Consider the following 21,987-nt stretch of genomic DNA (forward strand, 5'->3'; position numbering starts at 1 on the left):
ATTACGAATGACAAGAGAAGAATTTTTATTTCATCTAAAAGGAGCAAGTTTTATGGCACTTAAGTTTGCCGAAAACTATGTCAAAGATAAATTGGCTACAGATTTTAAGTATAATTTACTTTTTACTTCTGCTAATATGTCTGGAGATGCTAGTAAATTTGATATCTATCCTGAAGATGATGGTAGCATAAAATCAAATTTAACTGATAACGAAGTTGTGGATTTGTTATATAGAAAGAATAAAGTACCGATTTGGATTGATATAAGTGTTCTCGAATCAAATCGAAAAAACACAATCCTTCATCTTGCTTGTGCCGGAAGATACTCTAACAACAAAGAAGATTATTATTATAAAAATGATGGATCAGCACCGTTTGGCGTAAAAAGTCCAACTTTACCAATTGGTTATAAAGAAGGCAAAAAATTTAGACTGAAGCAGTGTTTTTTCTGAAAACCTTAACAAATAATAATAAAGTTATGGTACAAAAAATTATTCTCACGATTTTTCTTCTTTTTAGCATTTCTGTTGAAAGCCAAAGTATTTTAGACACAAGCGAAGAAGTAGACAATTCCATCGGTGCACAACTTTATACAAAATGCTTTGAGAATTTAAATCAAGGTGATGAACTATTTGAAAAACATCCTGCTCTAAAAAGTATAAAATTTTGCTCCCTTTTTTCATGCAGCTATTTATTGTCATTGGAAGAAGAAGAAATACAGCTTGTTGGTGAAAAGAGATTAATTGGAATTGCAACTCAATTATTTAGAGAAGGAAATCCAGTATACTTGATTAGGGGCTTGGATAGTTCTTTAGATGAAAAAGCAAAAAATCAGAATTTAACAGATGATAATCATCTCGTTTATATTAGTTATGGAGAATGTACAAATCCGCCTTATTTAATAAGAGCTGCAGAAATTGTAAATAAACAGACTGAATTATTAATTAAACAATCTCAATTAAAATAATAGTTCTTAAAACCGAGATGCCCTAGCCCTGATGGAAGCGGCATCTCCCGATTTATAAAAACAAGGCTTTTTAGCCGTAGTTTTTATAAATCGGGAATATAGCGGACAGCAGGATAAAGCTCCTAAAAATCATAAATGCAATATTTCATACTGCAAATCTTCTTCATTTGTAAGTAAAAAATACTATTTTAGTAAGTTTAAATGCCACCATAAAACAAACTAAAAAACTGCAAATGAAAATTTCAGACGATCTTCAAAAATTGCTTCCTTTCGGTTATCTTTTCCTTGTCATAATGGGAATATTAAAAGAAAGTGTTTTCTACTATCAAATAGGAATTAATATTTTGAAATATTCAACCATCATGGACATTTTAATTAGTCCTATTGCTGAATTCACATCACACCCTATAATTTTGATTTCAATACTTTCCTTATTTGTATTTCATTCGTATCTGCCTAAAATTTTAGAAAAACACCGCAACAGAAAATTTGTGAAGAAGGCATTTGAATTAGAATCTGTAGAAGGACTATCTGAAACAGAAGTCAAAAGTTATTTTAATAGTATTTCTGTAAAATCGCTTGCTATAGTGCTGGTTTCTTTTTTTATTGGTTATGGAATCGCTGGCGGTTATGCTGTATCACACGACATTAAAAATAACAAATTAAAACATAAACATACTCTCAATTTTAATAGTGGTGAATCTGAGCAAGTTTATTTAATTAATAACAACAGTCTTTATTACTTTTATATTACGAAAGGATCGAAAACTATAAAAATAGCGGCTTTGGGATCTGTGAAAAGTCTAGAGTTGACAAAAAACAGAATGATTCCGTAAAAAATATTCTCTAATTTTCTAAAACGCATCGCCATGAAAGATTTGAAAAAATATAGCAATAAAACGAAGGCTGCATTTATTTTGCTGATTGTGATGCTGATTATTATTCTGAACAACTTTAATACGCTTCAGAATTCTAAAAAGGTAAACGAAAATATTAACGCGATTTACAACGACCGATTAGTAGTAGCGCACTATATTTTTCAATATTCTAAAGAACTTCACTTTATAAAATCTGAAGCTGAAAAACTGGATTTAAGTGATCCTATCAAAAAAGATGAAATTATTCATACACTTGATATAATTCACAACATTGACGATTTATATGCCAAAACAGTTTTAACAAATAAAGAAAAAGAACATTTTGATGCTTTCTTAGCTTCTTGTAAAGAAATTAATAATCAAGTTGAAAATAAAAACTGGAATAAAATTGCCTATTCGAGCGAGCAGGCTTTAAAAACACTAGAATCTTTATCCGAAATTCAAATTAAGGAAGGAAAAGCAAAATTAGCTGCAGCCAATGCAATGTATAATGACAATAATAGTCTTGGCCAGCTTGAAATTGCGTTGCTGATCATTTTGGGCGGAATCACTTTTTATCTTTTGATAGTAAAGAAAATTAAGAGAAATATCAAGATTCCTGAACCGCCTAGTTTGAATTAGAAATTCCAAAATTTTACACAATCTTGTCATTTCGAGGAACGAGAAATCTTCGCAAGAAGCTCAACAAAGATTGGATTTTCGTTACGGAGTTACCTGCGAAGATTTCTCGTTCCTCGAAATGACAAACTGGTCTTCAAGAATATTTATAAAAAAAAAATCCAAATTCCTACGATTTGGAATTTGGATTTTTAATATTGGAATTTAAAAACAAACTATCTGCTCCACTCAGCGATACTGTCTTTGTTCATTTTTACGTAATCTTGATTGTTTGCTGTTTCAGCTGCTGCTAATGAAGCTTTTGCTGTTTCAACTGCTCCTTTTTTATCTCCTTGTTTTGCCTGAATAATTGATTTCAGTCTCAAGATAAAATAAGGTTTTTCTGTTACCATATCCAAAGATTTGTCAACATAAGTTCTTGCAGTTTCGATATTTCCGTTAGATGAAAATAAGTACTGTGCTGCTGCATAATAATCGTTTGATGTTGGTCCAGCCAAAGTTTTTTCGATACTTGCTGTTGCTGTTTTTGCAGTTGGAACTTCAAATTTAAGTGCTACATGAGAATTTTCCCAAGCCATTTCTAAATAAGCAAAATTTGGATCTAAACCATTAATACCAATTGTAAAAGTTTCAACCGGAGTTGGCAATGCCTCTTCTTTTACTGTAGTTCTTAGTGCTACATAAGCATCGCTCCAGTTTTCTGGCAATCCCCAGTTGTCAGTTGACAAGTAAAAAATAATCTCCCAGCTTTCAATTTTAGGAATTGTATAAATTGAATATTTCCCTTTTTTCAAAGTTTTACCATCAATTACAACATCATCACTGAAATTGATAATTGTATTTTCATTGGCTCCTGTTCTCCATAACTTACCAAACGGAACTAAATTCCCGAAAACCGCTCTGCCTCTTGCACCCGGTCTAGAATACGTTACTTCAACATCAGTTAAACCAACAGTTTGTTTAATATAAGCTTTTGGACTTGCCTGTGGTGTTTTTATCTGTGCTTCTGAAGCAAAAGGCGCTAATAAAATAGCAAATGCAATAAGTATTTTTTTCATTTTAGAGTTTTATTTGTTTTGTTCAAATTTACAAATTCAATTAGCTAACGAATGTTAAATTTAACTTAATTCAGACTGCAATCTGTGATATTTTTTGAGCATTCAACTCATTGAAATGATTTATTACTAAATCGGCATCCGCAAGATCTTGCAAATTTGAATTCTCGCTTCTATATCCAACACAGTAAATTCCGGCTGCTTTAGCCGCTTTCACCCCATTTGTGCTATCTTCTATAATAATACATTCTTCTTTTGGAGCAATTGACAACGAAGCTGCATGAATAAAAATCGCTGGATTTGGTTTTGACTGTGGAAAATCTTCACCGCTCACAATATGTGAAAAATATTGATGTAAATTGAATCTAGTGAAAACGCGCTCAATAGTAACTTTTGATGCTGATGAAGCCAAAATAATCTGGATTCCGTTAGCATATAAATCTTTAATCAAATCTTCAACTCCATCTAACAAAAACAAATCTGCTTTTGTATCAAAAGCGTCATTAAAAATGTTTCTCTTTCTCTGAATTAAATCTTCAACTTCATGTTCAATTACTGGGAAAAATCCTTTAAGTGTCTGAAAAGTATTTCGAGTCGAAAATCCCGTAAACGAAGTGTACATTTCCTCTGAAACTTCAATATTTAATTCCGAAAATTGTTTGTAATAAGCATAACGATGAACGGGTTCTGTGTCGACAATTACGCCGTCCATATCAAAAATTACTGTTTTAATCATTTTTTTAAAGTTGCTGAGTTACTAAGATTCTAAGTTGCTAAGTTTTTTTGTTTCAAGTTTAAAGTTTCAGGTTTCAGGTTCTTTGCAGTAGGTTTAACTTGAAACTTTAAACCTGAAACTTGAAACAAACTTTTTATTCTTTCGAAATCAAATATCTAATCACTGTTTCAGCGGCATGAAGTCCAAATAATCCTGGCATGTAGCTATTTGTACCGTAGAAAGATTTTTTGAAATTTTTTCCGTCTGTTAATTTTAAACTTTTTTCATCCTGAATCTCAGATGAAAAAACGACTTTTAATTTATTAATTTTTGCTGCTTTTAATCTTTTGCGGATTGTTTTTGAAAAATAGCAGTTTATGGTTTTCGAAATATCTGCAACTTTTACTTTAGATGCCAGCATCTTTCCTCCTGCTCCCATGCTGCTTATAATTTTAACTCTTTTGCGTTTTGCAGCAATAATTAAATTCAATTTCGGAGTAATACTGTCAATACAATCTAAAACATAATCAAACTCTGGAGAAACAATTTCAAAAGCACGTTCTGGAGATAAAAATTCTTTCACGCGAGTTAATTTCAATTCTGGATTAATATCCATTAAACGGTCACCAACAATAGTAATTTTTGGCTCACCAACAGTAGAATGCAAAGCAGGCAATTGTCTGTTAATGTTTGTAATATCAACAACATCACCATCTACTATTGTCATGTTTCCTACTCCTGCTCTAGCTAAAAATTCAGCAGCAAATGATCCTACTCCTCCTAATCCTACTACTAAAACATTTGCATTACGCAAGTTTTCTAATCCTTCTTTTGTAAATAAAAGCTCGGCTCTTTCTGTCCACTCTGCCATATTATATTCTTTTGTTTTTATTTTTCTTTTGTTTCAGGTTTCAAGTTTCAAGTTTTATACTGTACGCTTGTCAGGCTGAAAAACTATTCACTAATTACTATTTACTCTTCACTATTTACTTCTCAAATACTCTTTTATAATTACTTGAGATAATATATTGTAATTCCTTAATTGTTATATTTTTATATTCTGACGCTAAATCATAAACCTGCTGAATATCTTCTTCAATTGTATCTGTTTCCAGAAAAAAACGATCATTTGGAACCTTCTGAAAAACAGTTTTTAAATCTGGATTTTTCAATAAATATTTCCCAAATGAAATATAGAATCCTGCAGCAATCAATTGTTCTGCCAGCTGATTATTTTTAGAATAACCATGAATGATCATTGGTACCGAAATTTTTAATTTCTTCTTAATTTCAATAACTTCCTGAAAAGCTGCTACACAATGAATTACAACCGGCTTTTTATATTTTTCGGCCAAAGCCAATTGCTTTTCAAAAACCTCAATCTGTAGGTTTAACGGTACTTCAATACGTTTATCTAAACCGCATTCGCCAATTGCAAGGCAATTTTCCGTTTGAAGTTTTTCTTCAATAATTTTTAATTCGGCATCAATTTGATTTTCCTTAATATGCCACGGATGAATTCCGATAGAATAAAACGGAATCGATTCATCAAACTCCAACGGATATTGATTCACCAACTCTAGAATACCAGATTGGTTTGTAAACTGATGTGTATGAAAATTAAAAAAATCCATTAATGAAAAGTCTTAACCCCTGCTTTGATTTCCATATTCAAGTCATTTTCTAAAGGAACAAGCGGACAAGAATATTTGTGATTATAAGCACAATACGGATTATAAGCCTGATTAAAATCGATTGCAATTGTATTTCCTTTCGGAATTTTTAAATCGATATATCTTCCTCCGATATAGCTTTCTTTGCCACACGTTAAGTCTGAAAAAGGCAAAAATAAATGATCCTTATATTGTTCTTGTTTCGAAAGATCAATACTTCTGTAAACATTCAATTTAAGTGCTTTTCCTTCTAAAGTAAAAGACAGCGTTCCGTATTTTATGTATTTTGGTGTTCTTGTTCCGGTAGTTTTCATTTCGAAAACTTTTTCATTCTTCGCTTTTTCAAATTTTGCAACTACAAAATATTTCCCATTAATCGGATAAAAATCTAAAGATTTAAAAGTCTTCAAATCCTCTTCCATCAATGGACTAGTCTTAGCTTCAGCATATTCAGAATTGATCTTCGTCTGGAAATTTGCAACTTCACCATAACTAAATTTCTTTTGGCTGTAGCCAAAATTTAAAATCATCAATACAATAAGTACAATTACTTTTTTCATCTTAGAAATTTTAGGCAAAAATAGTTTAAAAGTAACAAAGCAACAACCGCAATACGTGACAAAGTTTCCTAACTTTGTTGCAAATAAGAATAATTCTACAATGCTTAAAACTGCCTTAGGTCGCTACATTAATAATTTTAAGGGTTTCACTCACGAAGTTTGGATTCTTGCCTTAATTACTTTTATCAATAGAGCAGGAACAATGGTTTTGCCCTTTTTATCTAAATATTTAAAAGAAGATTTACAATTTACTTATGGCGAAGTGGGCTGGATTATGGTTTCCTTTGGATTAGGTTCTATGTTAGGTTCCTGGTTAGGAGGAAAATTGAGTGACAAAATTGGATTTTACAAAATCATGATTTTCAGTCTTTTTACTAGCGGAATTCTATTTATCTTATTGCAATTTGTCACAACATTTTGGGGATTATGTTTTGCCATGTTTATAATAATGGCCATTTCAGATATGTTTCGTCCTGCCATGTTTGTGTCACTAAGTGTATACGCAAAACCAGAAAACAGAGTTCGTGCATTGTCTTTAGTACGCTTAGCAGTAAATCTTGGCTTCACTGCTGGTCCGGCATTAGGCGGATTAATAATTATAGGAATGGGATATCAAGGCCTATTTTGGGTTGACGGTATTACTTGTATGATTGCAATTTCAATTTTCGCATTTTATATTAAAGAAAAAAAGAAAACATCAATAAATAAAGAAAATATCGTTTCATCAGATTTGCCAAAATCCATCTATAAAGACAAACCTTTTTGGTTACTGCTTTTTATCAGTTTTGTTACATTTATGGTTTTTCTGCAAATATTTTCAACTTTGCCTTTATATCATAATGAGAAGTTTGGACTTACCGAATTTCAAACTGGTATGCTTTTATCTATAAATGGTTTATTAGTATTTCTATTAGAAATGCCCATTGTAAGTACTCTGGAGCGAAAAGGAGTGAATAAAATTAAAAATATTGCTTACGGTTCCTTTTTTATTGCCGCTGGCTACTTTATTTTACTGTTTGATTCCTGGGTTGGAATTCTTGTAATCAGTATTGTATTGCTAACATTTGGAGAGATTTTCTCTTTCCCGTTTGTGAATGCAGTAGCATTAAGTCGCGCACCAAAAGGTCAGGAAGGCCAATATATGGGCTTTTACACCATGAGTTTCAGTCTGGCTCATATTGTCAGTTCTAAAACGGGACTGGAAATTATTGCGCATTATAACTACCAAATCAATTGGTTGATTATGGGAACACTGGGTTTAATAGCATTACTTTGCTGTTTTTGGCTTAATAAATTGGTACATACTCAAAAAAAATCATAAAGTCTATCTTTACCTAACTCATTTAAATTCAATTTATTAACTTTAAATTGAAATAATTTCACGCGCCTAAACCTCAATTCAAACTTAAAAAATAGTTAAATAACTAGTTTTATAGTTGTGTAACTAGAAAAATAGTTGTAGGTTTGAATTAAAATTAGGAAACATGCAAAAGTTAACCAACAAAGAAGAAGAAATTATGCAAATTTTATGGAAGCTTAGAAAAGCTTTTGTAAAAGAGATTCAGGCAGAAATTACTGAAGACCAGCCGCATTACAATACACTTTCGACTATTGTCCGCAATCTTGAGGAAAAAGGTTTTGTAGCGCACAATGCTTTTGGAAATACGCATCAATACTACCCAATAATCACTTTAGAGGCGTACAGCAAAAAGTATATGAAAACCGCTATTGATAATTACTTCAATAGCTCTTATAAAAACATGGTTTCATTTTTTGCTAAAGAAGAAAAAATTTCGGCAGCAGAATTGCGTGAGATCTTGGCTATGATCGAAAATCCAAAGGAAGAAAAATAGTCGTTTATGGAAGCACTTTTCATATATATTGCAAAATCAGCAGGTTTAGTTGTAATGTTTTATTGTGTTTATCATTTTTTACTTCGCAAGGAAACATTTTTCAATACCAATAGATGGTTTTTACTGGCAGGTTTAGGAACGTCAGCTTTGTTGCCGCTTTGGGTTTATACCAAAACAATTTTAGTCAACCCTGCTCCAGTTTCAAATTTCGACTTAGCTCAAGTAACAATTTCTCAAAACGTTACAAATGAAGTTTTTGTAATTAATTGGAACTATATTCTCTTATCCGTTTATGGCCTCGGATTTTTAGTCTTGCTGATAAAATTTGCGTTAGATTTTTACAGTCTCCAATCTATTTTGAAAGGAAAAAAAGTACAGCAACAAGCTGATTTCAAATTCATTGACACCACCGAAAATATTGCTCCTTTCTCCTATTTTGAATATATAGTTTACAACTCATCAATGTACACTTCATCAGAATTAGAGAATATTATCGAGCACGAAAAAGTGCACAGCGATCAAAATCATACTGCAGATATTTTGGTAGCCCGCATTTTTTGTCTGCTGTTTTGGTTTAATCCAGTTATCTGGCTTTACAAAAAAGCAATCGCTCAAAATCTGGAATTTATTGCTGACAAAGAAGCAGCAAAAAAATTATCAGATAAAAGGGCGTATCAATACACACTTTTAAAAATCACAACTCACGAAAGCTGTATTGCCATTACCAATCATTTTTATCAATCATTAATCAAAAAACGAATTGTTATGCTAAACAAGAATCAATCACGAAAAAGGAATTCTTGGAAATACTATGTTGTAATTCCAGTACTTGCTGCTTTTGTTTTGTTATTTCAAGTTGAAGTAATTGCAAAAGAAAGACAGCAAGCCAACAAAAAAGAAATTTCGAAAGAAAGTAATTCTACAGACATTTATAAAATTACTAAAGTAACTACTGAACAGGAATTAAAAGAAATTGCCGAGAAATTAAAGACAAAACATGATTTTGATGCTATAATATCTGATGTTGAAAGAAACGCAAACAATGAACTTACTGCTATTAAAGTTGAAATAAAAAAAGGTTCTGAAAAAGTTCAAACTTTCATGGTAAGAGGAAATAAAGCCATTAAAGATTGTCAAATTGTTGTTACCACAGAAGATAACGGAACTAAAAAAATCGATTTTGCTTCTGAAAACCAAGAAAATCAGGTAAAAATTGACAATAAAGAAAGAAAAGTTGAAGTAAAAAATGTTCAAAATTCTAAAATAAACTGTGATGTTAAAACTACTGATAATACTCATACAAGCGTTACTACAAGCAGTAGCACAAATACTGACGATAATGTAAATGTTAACGCTAATACATCTGTCAGCGTAAGCGTAAATAACAATAGTAAATCAAGTAATAGGGTTATGATATTTACAAATAGTAATACTTCTAATAAATTAATTATCGAAGAAAAGCCTTTAATTATTTTAAATGGTACTATTACAAGTTCTGATTTTGATATCAGCGATATGGATCAAACTAAAATTAGCACTATAAAAACTTTGGTTGGAAAGACTGCTGAAGACAAATATGGAGATATTGCAAAAAATGGCGTAGTCGAAATTACAACTAAAACTACATTTGGGAAAAGTCAATTTGAGGATTTACAAGGAAAAGTGGTAAAAGGTCATCCTACAAATTAAGATTTTTAACTCATTATAATCGGACATACGTACGTTTAACCAACTATTTTTAACAGCCAAAACCAAAATAATGCAAAAATTAACCAACAAAGAAGAAGAGATAATGCACATTTTATGGAAGCTCAAAAAAGCTTTCGTAAAAGAAATTCAGGCTGAAATTACTGAAGAACAACCGCATTATAATACGCTTTCGACTATTGTGCGTAATCTTGAAGAAAAAGGATATGTGAGTCATAACGCTTTTGGAAATACGCATCAATATTATCCTATTGTGAGTATTGAAGATTACCGAAAAGGCTTCATGAGTACTGCAATTGATAATTATTTCAACAGCTCTTATAAAAGTATGGTTTCGTTTTTTGCCAAAGAAGAAAAAATTTCGGCAAACGAATTACGCGAAATCTTAGCAATGATTGAAAATCCAAAAGAAGAAAAATAATCGTTATGGAAGCACTTTTCACCTTTATCATCAAATCGGGCAGTTTAATAGCTTTATTCTATTTTGCTTACTATTTTTTACTGCGCAAAGAGACTTTTTTTACCAGTAACCGATATTTTTTATTGGCCGGATTAATCACTTCAGTTGTATTGCCATTTGTGATTTATACAAAAGTAGTTTGGGTTGACCCAGCTCCCATAATTTATTCGCCTGTTGTTCAAACCTCTTCTGTAGGCCACGATTATGTTACATCGTACAATCATTTACAAGCTGTCGAAGAAGAACCTTTTGAAATAAATTGGAATCTAGTTTCACTGGCTATTTATGCCATTGGATTTGCTGCTTTTATGCTAAAATTTGCTATTGATTTTTACAGTTTAAATTCGGTTTTAAAAGGAAAAAATGTAAAACAGCAGGAAGATTTCAAGTTTGTTGATGTTACAGAAAACATTGCTCCTTTTTCTTATTTTGATTACATCGTTTACAATTCATCACTGTACAGCGAGGCGGAATTGCAAAGTATTTTAGAACACGAAAAAGTACACAGCGATCAAAATCATACTGTTGATGTAATAATTTCGAGAATTTTCTGCATTCTCTTTTGGTTTAATCCAATTATCTGGTTTTACAAAAAAGCGATTCTGCAAAATTTAGAATTTATTGCTGATAACGAAGCTTCAAAAAAACTATCAGACAAAAAAGCGTATCAATACACGCTTTTAAAAATAACAACACATGAAACTTGTGTTGCAATCACCAATCATTTTTATCAATCATTAATCAAAAAACGAATTGTCATGTTAAACAAAAATCAATCAAAAAAATGGAATTACTGGAAATATTACGCTGTAATTCCGGCCCTTGCAGCTTTTGTATTTTTATTCCAAATAAAAACGATTGCACAAGAAAAAAGAGCCTTGGCAGAAAAAACTGCTCCAGTAAAAAATGAAGATACTCAAATTTTTAAAATTACGAAATCAACTACAGATCAGGAACTAAAAGACTTAACTGCAAAACTTAAATCCGAGCATAATGTTGATGTTGTAATTTCAGATTTAAAAAGAAACAGCAGCAACGAAATTACAAGTATCAAAATACAGATTGTTAAAGAAAACGGCAAAAAACAAATTATACAAGTAAACAGTACAAAAGCAATAAAAGACTGCAGCATTGTATTAGATACAAATGATAATGGCACTAATAATATCACTTTAACTACTGACGAAACACCAGAAGCACCAACAATGGTTAAAACTCAAAATGTGGTTATTACCGATTTTAAAAACGAAGCTGATGCTCCGGAAGCCCCAGCTGCACCCGCTGCACCAAGCGCTCCAGGCGCTCCAGGAATGATTGCTCCAGTTCCTCCTGTCGCACCGGTTTTTCCAACAGGACCACTGCCTCCAGCTCCTGGAATTGACATGTCTAAAATGCCTAAACCTCCTAGAGCGCCAAGAGATGCAAAGGATAAAGTTGCAATGGCTCAGTTTGAAAAAGAAATGGCTGAATTTGAGAAAAAAATGGAAAAATTCCAGCCTAACATAGAGGCTATGTCGGCATATGGTGATGCAGTAGACGAAATTATGTCTAAACGTGAAGCTATTTTTGAAAAACAAATGGAACAATATGAAATTGCCATGCAGAAATTTACTTCTAATATGGACAAATTTAATATGGACATAAAAATGAAGTTTGGCAGCGACTCTCAAGAATATGAAAACAACATGAAGCAATATGAGCTGGACATGAGACAATATGAACTTGACATGAAACAGCATGAAAAAGAAATGAAAGAACATGCCAAACAAATGAAACAGCATGCAAAAGACATGAAACAACAAGAAAGAGATAGAAGAGCTGCAGAAAGAGAAAACAGAAAAGCTTAGTTTACTTTATTTAACATCCAAAAACCAGTGTTTCGTCACTGGTTTTTCTATTCATAAAAAGTTCTAATTTTTAAAATAGTTCAAATGAAAAAAAATATTTTAATTCTTTTTTTATTCTTCAGTCTCTCCATTTTAGCGCAACAAAACAGCGATGAAAAAACTATTTTTATTTTGATGGATAAAACGGCTTCTATATTGTTAGAAAAATCAAAAGCTAATTCTATTTCTATAGGAGTCGTTAAAAATGGAAAAATATATACACGTCATTACGGAGAAATTGATAAAGGAAAAGAAAATATCTCCAACAATAATACCGTTTTTGAAGTAGCATCAATTACTAAATTATTTACTGGATTATTAATGTCTCAAGCGGTTTTAGACGGAAAGCTAAATCCCGACGATGACATTAGAAAATACATTACTGGTTCTTATCCTAATTTAGAATATAACGGAAAACCAATTACCATTGAAGATTTAGTTTCTTTTAGAACCGGATTTAACAAAGATCTTCCCAATACTGCAGAATTAAGAAAAAACCGCAGCGACAGCAGTTATTTAGCATTTAAAAAATTAGATGAAGCTTACACTCGTGAAAATTTCTTTGAGAATCTTAAAACCATAAAATTAGACACCTTACCTGGAACTAAATTTAAATACAGTAATGGAAGCCTTAATTTAGCTGCACATATCTTAGAAAACGTTTATAATAAAAGTTACGAAACACTTTTAAAAGAAAATATTCTTTCTAAGCTAGATATGAAATCAACTGGAATAAATTTAGATCCAAAAATAGTTATTGCAAATGGTTATAACTTAAAAGGTGTTTTAATGCCTCGAATTTCAGATAATTTATGGGGCGCTGCTGGAAGATTAAAGTCTACTTTAGGTGATTTGACTAAATTTATTGTTTATGAACTAAATACTAAAAATAAAATCGTTCAAGAATCACAGCGAAATCTTTTAAATAGTCCAACAACTTGGAATGGTTATTTTTGGGATTACATTCAAGTAGATCAAGATGGTAAAAATTGCTGGAAACACGGCGGGGCATTTGGCACTCAAAATATTCTTGTAATTTATCCTGAACGTCAACTCGGACTTTCGATTATTGTAAATATAAGTGATGATAACACCGCCAATGCTTTAGGAGAAGCAATCATAAAACTTTCTAATGATTTGCTTGAAGAAAATAAAAAACAAACTGGCATTTATGGCTATAAAATCGTTAACGATAATATCGTTTTTAGTTACGAACATGATAAAAATTTAAAATCAGATTTGGTTAAAAGTGTATCTATTGCTGGTTCATTTGACAATTGGAATCCGAATGATGTAAATTTTCAAATGATTCAAAAAAGCAAAAATACCTTTGAATTGACCATTCCAAAATCCAAGTTCGAAAAAAACAAAACACATCTATTTAAGTTTGTCATTAATAAAACCGGCTGGATTCAAGCACCAAAAAATGCTATAAACAGAGAAACGGAAGGTGATCATAACCTGATTCTTAAAATCTGAATTTTCACTGTTTCATGCACAAAAGACTTTACTTCAAAAACAAAGTCTTTTTTTATATCTTTGAAAAAACAAATCTGCTATGTATAAAATTTTAGCCAAATTGAATAAAATTCTCTTGCCAAGTTTTACCAAACAAGGTTTAGACATTTCAAAAGCCAAAAAATGGCAAATGGCTATTATTGGCTATCGTGCTTTTGTGACAAAAAAAGCTTTAGGATAATAAATTTCGAAAACTTAATTTACTTTATTTAGCAGAAAATAATAGCTTTATTATTTCTCTGCATTTTTACTTTTATGAAAAATAGAGAAATCAGCCTTCCTCCTGTTCCAGCAGTTCTACTAGCAATTATAAGTGTGCAGTGCGGAGCAGCAATTGCTAAAACACTTTTCCCAGCGATTGGTGCGGCGGGAACAGCATCTATACGTATTGGAGTTTCGGCTTTACTTTTATTGCTGGCTTATAGGCCAAATTTAAAAGCAATCACACCAGCGCAATGGAAAATCGTAATTCCGTATGGATTGTCTTTAGGAGCTATGAATCTGATTTTTTATTTCGCAATTGAAAGAATACCAATTGGTCTAGCTGTAACTTTAGAATTTGTTGGCCCGTTATTGCTTGCAATTGCCGGCTCAAAACGTTTAGTCGATTATTGCTGGGTTTTACTTGCTGCAGTAGGAATTTTACTTATTGCGCCTTGGACAAACGAACGTATAGATTCTCTAGGCGTACTATTTGCACTTCTGGCTGGAGCACTTTGGGCCGCTTATATTGTTTTTGGAGGAAAAATTTCAAAAATAATGAATGACGGTCAAGCCGTCTCAACAGGAATGTTATTTGCTGCAATCTTAGTTTTGCCTTTCGGACTATTTGAAAACGGATTAGTCAATCTTACTCCAAAACTGTTCGGGATGGGTGTTGCATTGGCACTTTTATCGAGTGCAATTCCGTTTACTTTAGAGATGAAAGCTTTAGGTCAGCTTCCTCCAAGAACTTTCAGTATTTTAATGAGCCTGGAACCTGCTGCCGCTTCTATTTGTGCCTTTATCTTTTTACAGGAAAAATTAAGATTCTCTGAGATTTTAGCCGTCATATGTGTTGTAATTGCTTCGGCAGGAAGTACTTTGACAGCAAAAAGATAAATCTAAAAATGAATAGAGATTTTCTACAATATATTAAAGCTATTAATGGAATTTATTTCATTTCTATTTTAATTTGGATAATAGCCTGGTTTATCTCTCTTGGGGCTTTTGACCTTAGGACATCTGTGATTATGGGTCTTTTTTTAATGTCAACACAAATTATCATTTTAATTTGTAGTCTTCTTTTTTTCTTTCTTACGAAAAATATACTTTTAATTAAAGAACAAATAAATTACAGTCTAGTAATTCTTATCGCCATAATAGATATTCTTTTTTTGATAAACTTTGCAGGAATTGAGAGAACAACTTTAGCTTTCCTTTTCTCGCTTAATACCTTATCACTTACATACATTTTAAGACACAAATTCGAATAAAAAAGCCCAATAAATACTGGGCTTTTTTTATGCGAATTCTTTCAGAGAAAATTATTTTTTTGGCAATAACACAGTATCAACAACATGAATCACACCATTTGACTGATTCACATCTGCAATTGTTACTTTAGCTTTGTTACCGCTTTCGTCGCTTATGTAAAGATCTTTCCCGTCCATCCAAGCTGTTAATGTTCCGCCATTTACCGCTTTTATAGTTGCTTTCCCTTTTCCGGCTTTAATTGCTTTTGCAATGGCAGCTGCATTCCATTTACCAGCAACAACATGATACGTCAAAACATTCTGAAGTGCTTTTTTGTTTTCAGGTTTCAATAACATTTCAACAGTTCCTTTTGGCAATTTGTCAAAAGCTTCATTTGTTGGTGCAAAAACTGTAAAAGGACCTTTGCCTTTTAAAGTTTCTACTAAATCTGCAGCTTGTACTGCTGCAACAAGTGTAGTATGATCTTTTGAATTAACGGCATTTTCAATAATATTTTTGTTAGGATACATTGCTGCTCCACCTACCATTACAGTTTTTTGAGCTGATGATGTAAATCCGAATGCTAAAGCTAAAATTGCTGTGGCTAAAAATTTTCTAGTTTTCATAATTAATATTTTAAGTTATAAGCTCATTTACGACGTTATATTTGTTTTGGTTTTACGAAAAATCAAAATAATTTTAAAAAATATTAAAATATTCTCAAAATACACTGTAAAACAGCTCATTGATTGTAAAAAATATTTTTGAATATTTTTACGATCCAAGCGGATTTTGCATCTTTTATTATTAAATTCAAAACATATTTATTACGCAAAATCGGCCTGAAAAAATAAAAACCAAAAAGTTAAATACACTTATAATTTAACCACAAAATGATAATTAATAACCACACAAAAACGATTTTTTCTATTTTAGTCTTACTAACTTTTATTCAATGTAAAACCCCAGCTTATAAAATGAATTATCAAGAAAATTACCTTTCCGAAGCAGATAAATCAATTAAAGAATATACAATCCCGCCTTATCTCAAAAAAGGTGATTCCATAATGATCGTCGCTCCAGCAGGCTTTCTGGCTGATTCGACAGAAATTGATCAGGGAATTGAACTCGCAAAAAGTTGGGGACTTAATATTAAATTAGGCGAAAATCTTTTCAAAAGACACAATCATTTTGCCGGAACAGACCTTGAAAGACAAAATGATTTGCAAGAAGCTTTAGACAATAAAAACATCAAGGCAATCTGGTGTGCCAGAGGCGGATATGGAACTGTCAGAATTGTTGATCAATTGAATTTTTCGGCTTTTGAGAAAAACCCAAAATGGATTATTGGTTATTCAGATATTACTACGCTTCATGAACAAGTTCATAGATTGGGGTTTGCATCCATTCACGCTACAATGCCTGGAGGAATGAGAAGAGCAACACCCGAAGCTAAAGAAACGCTTTATAAATCCCTGTTTGGCCAAGATGTGAGTTATGAAATACCTACTAATCCACTCAATAAATTAGGCACGAGTAAAGGAGTTCTTATAGGCGGAAATTTATCCATTATTATGTCGATGCTGGGCAGTAATTCTGATATTGACCCAAAAGGAAAAATTTTATTTATCGAAGATGTTGGTGAAGATTTATACCGAGTAGACAGAATGATGTACACGCTGAAAAGAAATGGCTTTTTGAAAGATTTAAAGGGAATTATTGTTGGTGATTTTGATTATAAAACAGAAGAAAATATGTTGTTTGGAGGAACGCACCGGGAAATCATTTTAAATGCTGTAAAAGAGTACGATTACCCCGTAATTTTCGATTTTCCAGCAGGACACATCCGAAACAATCATGCGATGACTTTTGGTAAAAAGGTTAAATTAGAATCTAATGCAGCATCTGTAATTATTTCGTACAAATAGATTAGTCTTTAAAAAATACTTTTTATTTAAACTAGATTGATTTTCTGAATAAAATTTTAATTAACTTTAAAATCAAAATCAGATTCTTATGCAAAATCTACCTCAAAAAATAAGAAGTAAAAAATTAAATTCAAGAGTTGATTTAACCGCAATGGTCAGCGTTTCCTTTTTGCTCATTATATTTTTTATGGTTGTTGGGGAATTGTCGAAGCCTCAAGCAATGGATTTAAGTTTACCAGAAAAATATGTTGATGATGAATGGAGTCATTTTATCAGTTGTGGTAGTGGTTCCAACGAACGTACTATAACAGTTTTATTAGATGAGAATAATAAAATCATTACATATACTGGTTTTTTATTTAATCCGCTTAAAGATCCAAAAGAAATAAACTATGGGAAAGACGGAATTCGAAAAGAACTTTTTAGTCAAAAGAAAACAATTCTGGAATACTCAGCAGCGCTGGGAAAACCAAAAAATGGCCCAATTGTAATTATAAAACCAAGCAAAAAATCAAACTTCAAAAATTTGATTGATATTTTAGATGAAATGGCAATTGTAAATATTGACACGTATGCAATTGTAAATGAATTTACTCCAGAAGAATCAAAATTATTAGCATCAAAATAAACATCTTAGATTAATTTAAAAAGTTTATGGAAAATCTACCTAAAAAAATCAGAAGCAAAAAACTAAATTCAAGAGTTGATTTAACCGCAATGGTCAGCGTTTCTTTTTTACTGATTATATTTTTTATGGTTGTTGGAGAATTGTCTAAACCAAAAGTGATGGATTTAAATTTACCAGATCTTGATTGTGATGATTGTTTCCCAACTTATGTTGAAGAAAACCGATGTCTAACAATTTTATTAGATAAAAATAATAGAATAATTTCTTATTCAGGATTAATACCTACTCCTGCTAATACCTCTAAAAAAATGGAATATGGAAAAAATGGAATTAGAAAAGAGTTGTTAGAAAAAAACAAAATGGCTCTCGAATATTCAGCTAAACATGGCAAACCAGGGAGAGGAGTTGTGGTTATGATTAAACCAAGTAAAAATTCAAATTATGGAAATCTTATAGAAATTCTTGATGAATTAAAAATAGCAAACATAGATTTTTATAATATTGATTCGGAATTTACGCCTGAAGAAACAAAATTATTAGCTTCAAAATAATTTCTTATTTACTTAAAACTAATTCTATGCAAAACCTTCCCAAAAAAGTTCGAAGCAAAAAATTAAATTCAAGAGTTGATTTAACCGCAATGGTCAGTGTTTCTTTTTTACTGATTATATTTTTTATGGTTGTTGGAGAATTGTCTAAACCAAAAAGTATTGATTTGAGTAGAAATGATTGTTGTGATTGCCCTATTCCACACTATGAGGAAAATAGATCGATAACCGTTATGTTAGGTGAAAATGATAAACTAATATATTATATGGGAATTTTAAGTTCTCCCATAATTGCTCCTAAAGAAATTAAATATGGTAAAGATGGAATTCGCCAAGAATTACTAAAAAGAAATAAAAGTATGCTTGAATATTCTGCTGCTTTAGGAAAACCTGGAAGAGGAATTTCAGTAATTATAAAGCCAACCAAAAAATCTAACTTCAAAAATTTAGTTGACATGTTAGACGAAATGAAAATTGCCAATATAGATTCTTATTCAGTTGTACCTGAATTTAGTCCCGAAGAGTCAAAATTAATAGCTTCAAAATAATTCCGAAATGTTTGTCATTCTGAGGAACGAAGAATCACAACAGTAACTCGACAAAGATTGACGATCTTGCATGCGGAAATTCTTGTGTGGTTCTTCGTTCCTCAGAATGACACAAAATCTTCTTTTGAAAACATGTGCCCTAGCCCTGATCGAAGCGGCATCCTTTTTCTGGCTTCTTTAGCCAGGAAAAGATATAGCGAAGAGCAGGAAATAGCTTCTAATTTAAATAGAAATAACAATTTTAAAAATTCCAAATTCCAATTATAACAAGATTCTCGACTCCGCTCGAACTGACAAACGTGAAACTTGAAACAAAGAAAACCTGAAACAAAAAAAAGTCCCACATTGCTGTGGGACTTTCTATTTATAAAAAATCTAAGAATTATTTTTTCTCAGTTTTTTCCATTTTAGCTTTTAATGCAGCTAATACATCATTGTTATCTCCTAAAGTTGCAGCTGGTGCATTAGTAGTAGAGTTAGATGAAGTATTTTCAGTTGCAGCTTTCACATTTTTCTCTTCTTCTTCACGGAAGATAGCAGTGTGAGAAGCAACTACTCTTTTGAATTCTTTGTTGAATTCGATTACTTTGAAATCAGCAGTATCACCTTTTTTCAATTTCTTTCCGTCTTCTTTTTCAAGGTGACGAGTAGGAATGAAAGCAACGATATCATCTCCGAATTCTACAGTAGCTCCTTTGTCAACGATTTCAGAAATTTCACCATTGTGGATAGTTCCTACAGCGAAAGAATCTTCGTATTGATCCCAAGGATTAGCAGTAGTTTGTTTGTGACCTAAAGATAATTTACGTCCTTCAACATCTAATTCTAATACAACTACATCAAGTTTTTCACCAACATTTACAAATTCAGATGGGTGTTTGATTTTCTTAGTCCAAGAAAGGTCAGAAATGTAGATTAATCCATCAATTCCTTCTTCTAATTCTACGAAAATACCAAAGTTTGTAAAGTTTCTAACGATACCTGTATGTTTAGAACCTACTGGGTATTTAGAAGTAATGTCAGTCCATGGATCTTGAGTCAATTGTTTGATACCTAATGACATTTTACGGTCATCTCTATCTAAAGTTAAGATAACAGCCTCAACAACATCTCCAACTTTCACGAAGTCCTGAGCAGAACGTAAGTGAGTTGACCATGACATTTCAGAAACGTGGATTAAACCTTCAACACCTTCAGCAACTTCGATAAATGCACCGTAATCAGCGATTACAACTACTTTACCTTTTACTTTATCACCAATAGTTAAATTAGCATCTAAAGCATCCCATGGGTGAGCGTTTAATTGTTTCAATCCTAATTGAATTCTTGTTTTCTCATCATCGAAATCAAGGATTACAACGTTTAATTTTTGGTCTAATTCAAGAACTTCACTTGGGTGGTTGATTCTGCTCCAAGAAAGGTCAGTAATGTGAATTAATCCGTCAACACCACCTAAGTCAATGAACACACCATAAGAAGTAATGTTTTTAACAACACCTTCTAATACTTGTCCTTTTTGTAATTGACCGATGATTTCTTTTTTCTGTACTTCGATATCAGCTTCGATAAGCGCTTTATGAGATACAACAACGTTTTTGAATTCGTGGTTAATTTTTACCACTTTGAATTCCATCATTTTGTTTACATATACATCGTAGTCTCTAATTGGCTTAACATCAATTTGAGAACCAGGTAAGAAAGCTTCAATTCCGAAAACGTCAACGATCATACCACCTTTAGTTCTGCATTTTACAAAACCATTAACGATTTCTCCTGTTTCATTTGCAGAAATAACTCTATCCCATGATTTAATAGTACGTGCTTTTCTGTGAGATAATACTAATTGACCTGTTTTATCCTCACGGATGTCGATTAATACTTCTACTTTGTCACCAACTTTTAAGTTCGGGTTGTAACGGAATTCGTTTAAAGAAATAACACCTTCCGATTTTGCGTTGATATCAACGATAACGTCTCTATCTGTAATTCTAACAACTACACCTTCAACTACTTCTTCTTGATCTGTAGCGATGAAAGTTTTTGAAACTAGTTCTTCGAATTCTTGTAAGTTTTTCTCATCTACTGCATCAATTCCTTCTTGGAAGTTATGCCAGTTAAAATTTGCTAAAAACTCTTCTTGTGATTTTAATTGTTCAGACATGCTGATAAAAAATTTGTATTCTGTTTTCCTCGAGTTTCATAAAGCAGTAGAAAAAACAGAAGTTGTTTTACATAAATAGTTGATACCTAAAGGAAACTCTTCTTTGCCAAAAGGTTTGCAAAATTACTACAAATATTTGTAATTGCAAAACAATTCTAAATGATTATCAGTCAATTGTTCAAGAGCAGACGATTTAGGGTTTTTCAAGGCGTAAAGTCCCGCTTTCGCTCTTATCTTTTATGGTGAACCCCACCATAAAAGGATAACCGCTCTATCGGGGCTAGACTAGAAAGTTTTGTTTTCATAAGAACCTTGGAAACGAAACCCGACAGGTTTTTAAAACCTGTCGGGTGTAATTAATGATATTCCCAAAAGAACAAAGTACTTTTTTACTTTTCCCAAAACTCTTTCTGAATTTCTTTATATTCGCTTCTACTAAAAGAATATTCATTTCCTGAAAACGGACTAAGTTGTTGCAACATATAATCTTTTATTGATATATCCATTCTAATACATCGCCCTGCCAAATAATTCACCTCTTGGTTATCAAACTTGTGTCTAAATAATATTTCTCTAATTTTAGGATAATTTTGCTCCACTAATGCTTTAAAAGCAAAACAACGAACCATTGGTTTTTCACATTCAGTCAACAAAACCAAATTATTAGCCTCAACTTCACTCACAAATTTTTTAAAACTTGCTCGATCCTTAAGTAAATAAGATAAATAAGGGTTTTCTGTCCTGAAATCATAATAAGCTTTACCAAGATTATCATTTTTAAGAATTACATCTAGTTTTGTTGTTGGAATAAAATTTTCCATTTTCTTTTC

The 21,987-nt window shown here is 31.8% G+C and carries 24 protein-coding genes; 16 read left to right on the top strand and 8 right to left on the bottom strand.

Annotated elements, in window-relative coordinates; genetic code table 11:
* Nucleotides 1-7 precede the first annotated feature (7 nt).
* From GKZ88_RS14695 to GKZ88_RS14710, 4 genes are all read left to right on the top strand, one after another.
* Nucleotides 8-451 carry a hypothetical protein gene (locus GKZ88_RS14695; RefSeq protein WP_155103108.1) on the top strand — a complete coding sequence of 148 codons (444 nt, stop codon included), beginning with the start codon at nucleotides 8-10 and terminating at the stop codon, nucleotides 449-451.
* A 26-nt stretch (nucleotides 452-477) separates the two neighbouring features.
* A complete protein-coding gene (locus tag GKZ88_RS14700) occupies nucleotides 478-966 on the top strand; it encodes a hypothetical protein (protein WP_155103109.1) in 489 nt (162 codons plus the stop codon).
* A 233-nt stretch (nucleotides 967-1,199) separates the two neighbouring features.
* Complete coding sequence (locus tag GKZ88_RS14705) at nucleotides 1,200-1,802, top strand: hypothetical protein (protein WP_155103110.1); 603 nt, start codon at nucleotides 1,200-1,202, stop codon at nucleotides 1,800-1,802.
* A 33-nt stretch (nucleotides 1,803-1,835) separates the two neighbouring features.
* Nucleotides 1,836-2,465: an MCP four helix bundle domain-containing protein gene (locus GKZ88_RS14710; protein WP_155103111.1), complete on the top strand. Its 630-nt coding sequence runs from the start codon at nucleotides 1,836-1,838 to the stop codon at nucleotides 2,463-2,465.
* A gap of 212 nt (nucleotides 2,466-2,677) precedes the next feature.
* Here GKZ88_RS14710 and GKZ88_RS14715 read toward each other — a convergent pair whose 3' ends face one another.
* The 5 genes from GKZ88_RS14715 to GKZ88_RS14735 form a co-directional block, all read right to left on the bottom strand.
* Nucleotides 2,678-3,520 (bottom strand): DUF2911 domain-containing protein, encoded by an 843-nt coding sequence (locus GKZ88_RS14715; RefSeq protein ID WP_155103112.1) that lies wholly within the window; start codon nucleotides 3,518-3,520, stop codon nucleotides 2,678-2,680.
* A 70-nt stretch (nucleotides 3,521-3,590) separates the two neighbouring features.
* Nucleotides 3,591-4,253 (bottom strand): HAD family hydrolase, encoded by a 663-nt coding sequence (locus GKZ88_RS14720; protein ID WP_155103113.1) that lies wholly within the window; start codon nucleotides 4,251-4,253, stop codon nucleotides 3,591-3,593.
* Nucleotides 4,254-4,386: 133 nt separating this feature from the next.
* The gene (locus GKZ88_RS14725) at nucleotides 4,387-5,103 is read right to left on the bottom strand and encodes a tRNA threonylcarbamoyladenosine dehydratase (protein WP_155103114.1); all 717 of its coding nucleotides are present in this window, start codon (nucleotides 5,101-5,103) and stop codon (nucleotides 4,387-4,389) included.
* A 115-nt stretch (nucleotides 5,104-5,218) separates the two neighbouring features.
* On the bottom strand, nucleotides 5,219-5,866 hold the full coding sequence (locus GKZ88_RS14730; RefSeq protein ID WP_155103115.1) for a TatD family hydrolase: 648 nt from the start codon (nucleotides 5,864-5,866) through the stop codon (nucleotides 5,219-5,221).
* On the bottom strand, nucleotides 5,866-6,465 hold the full coding sequence (locus GKZ88_RS14735; protein WP_155103116.1) for a DUF1684 domain-containing protein: 600 nt from the start codon (nucleotides 6,463-6,465) through the stop codon (nucleotides 5,866-5,868). Before GKZ88_RS14735 ends, GKZ88_RS14730 begins: the two co-directional genes overlap by 1 nt.
* 100 nt (nucleotides 6,466-6,565) lie before the next feature.
* Between GKZ88_RS14735 and GKZ88_RS14740 the strand changes: the two genes are divergently transcribed.
* The 8 genes from GKZ88_RS14740 to GKZ88_RS14775 all read left to right on the top strand — a co-directional run bounded on the left by GKZ88_RS14740 (nucleotide 6,566) and on the right by GKZ88_RS14775 (nucleotide 14,990).
* Nucleotides 6,566-7,786, top strand: a complete 1,221-nt coding sequence (locus GKZ88_RS14740; RefSeq protein ID WP_155103117.1) for an MFS transporter — start codon at nucleotides 6,566-6,568, stop codon at nucleotides 7,784-7,786.
* Between the two features lie 163 nt (nucleotides 7,787-7,949).
* Nucleotides 7,950-8,318 (top strand): BlaI/MecI/CopY family transcriptional regulator, encoded by a 369-nt coding sequence (locus GKZ88_RS14745; protein ID WP_155103118.1) that lies wholly within the window; start codon nucleotides 7,950-7,952, stop codon nucleotides 8,316-8,318.
* A gap of 6 nt (nucleotides 8,319-8,324) precedes the next feature.
* Entirely contained in the window at nucleotides 8,325-10,007 is a 1,683-nt protein-coding gene (locus tag GKZ88_RS14750) for a M56 family metallopeptidase (RefSeq protein WP_155103119.1), read from the top strand.
* Between the two features lie 70 nt (nucleotides 10,008-10,077).
* Complete coding sequence (locus GKZ88_RS14755) at nucleotides 10,078-10,446, top strand: BlaI/MecI/CopY family transcriptional regulator (protein WP_155103120.1); 369 nt, start codon at nucleotides 10,078-10,080, stop codon at nucleotides 10,444-10,446.
* Nucleotides 10,447-10,451: 5 nt separating this feature from the next.
* On the top strand, nucleotides 10,452-12,332 hold the full coding sequence (locus GKZ88_RS14760) for a M56 family metallopeptidase (protein ID WP_155103121.1): 1,881 nt from the start codon (nucleotides 10,452-10,454) through the stop codon (nucleotides 12,330-12,332).
* 84 nt (nucleotides 12,333-12,416) lie between these two features.
* The gene (locus tag GKZ88_RS14765) at nucleotides 12,417-13,850 is read left to right on the top strand and encodes a serine hydrolase (protein ID WP_155103122.1); all 1,434 of its coding nucleotides are present in this window, start codon (nucleotides 12,417-12,419) and stop codon (nucleotides 13,848-13,850) included.
* Between the two features lie 79 nt (nucleotides 13,851-13,929).
* A complete protein-coding gene (locus GKZ88_RS14770) occupies nucleotides 13,930-14,070 on the top strand; it encodes an SsrA-binding protein (protein ID WP_144336356.1) in 141 nt (46 codons plus the stop codon).
* A 74-nt stretch (nucleotides 14,071-14,144) separates the two neighbouring features.
* Complete coding sequence (locus tag GKZ88_RS14775; protein ID WP_155103123.1) at nucleotides 14,145-14,990, top strand: DMT family transporter; 846 nt, start codon at nucleotides 14,145-14,147, stop codon at nucleotides 14,988-14,990.
* A 425-nt stretch (nucleotides 14,991-15,415) separates the two neighbouring features.
* On the opposite strand, the gene GKZ88_RS14780 is transcribed toward GKZ88_RS14775, so the two are convergent.
* Nucleotides 15,416-15,970 carry a fasciclin domain-containing protein gene (locus GKZ88_RS14780; RefSeq protein ID WP_155103124.1) on the bottom strand — a complete coding sequence of 185 codons (555 nt, stop codon included), beginning with the start codon at nucleotides 15,968-15,970 and terminating at the stop codon, nucleotides 15,416-15,418.
* Nucleotides 15,971-16,321: 351 nt separating this feature from the next.
* Here GKZ88_RS14780 and GKZ88_RS14785 point away from each other — a divergent pair, with 351 nt between their 5' ends.
* From GKZ88_RS14785 to GKZ88_RS14800, 4 genes are all read left to right on the top strand, one after another.
* Entirely contained in the window at nucleotides 16,322-17,272 is a 951-nt protein-coding gene (locus tag GKZ88_RS14785; RefSeq protein WP_155103125.1) for an LD-carboxypeptidase, read from the top strand.
* 88 nt (nucleotides 17,273-17,360) lie between these two features.
* Nucleotides 17,361-17,900 carry a biopolymer transporter ExbD gene (locus GKZ88_RS14790; RefSeq protein WP_155103126.1) on the top strand — a complete coding sequence of 180 codons (540 nt, stop codon included), beginning with the start codon at nucleotides 17,361-17,363 and terminating at the stop codon, nucleotides 17,898-17,900.
* Between the two features lie 26 nt (nucleotides 17,901-17,926).
* Entirely contained in the window at nucleotides 17,927-18,451 is a 525-nt protein-coding gene (locus tag GKZ88_RS14795; protein WP_155103127.1) for a biopolymer transporter ExbD, read from the top strand.
* A 26-nt stretch (nucleotides 18,452-18,477) separates the two neighbouring features.
* Nucleotides 18,478-18,996, top strand: a complete 519-nt coding sequence (locus GKZ88_RS14800) for a biopolymer transporter ExbD (RefSeq protein WP_155103128.1) — start codon at nucleotides 18,478-18,480, stop codon at nucleotides 18,994-18,996.
* Between the two features lie 382 nt (nucleotides 18,997-19,378).
* On the opposite strand, the gene rpsA is transcribed toward GKZ88_RS14800, so the two are convergent.
* Nucleotides 19,379-21,157 (bottom strand): 30S ribosomal protein S1, encoded by a 1,779-nt coding sequence (rpsA, locus tag GKZ88_RS14805; RefSeq protein ID WP_029270489.1) that lies wholly within the window; start codon nucleotides 21,155-21,157, stop codon nucleotides 19,379-19,381.
* Between the two features lie 389 nt (nucleotides 21,158-21,546).
* Nucleotides 21,547-21,978: a hypothetical protein gene (locus GKZ88_RS14810; RefSeq protein ID WP_155103129.1), complete on the bottom strand. Its 432-nt coding sequence runs from the start codon at nucleotides 21,976-21,978 to the stop codon at nucleotides 21,547-21,549.
* Nucleotides 21,979-21,987: the final 9 nt, after the last annotated feature.

The sequence above is a fragment of the Flavobacterium sp. LC2016-01 genome (assembly GCF_009711135.1).
Lineage (GTDB): Bacteria > Bacteroidota > Bacteroidia > Flavobacteriales > Flavobacteriaceae > Flavobacterium.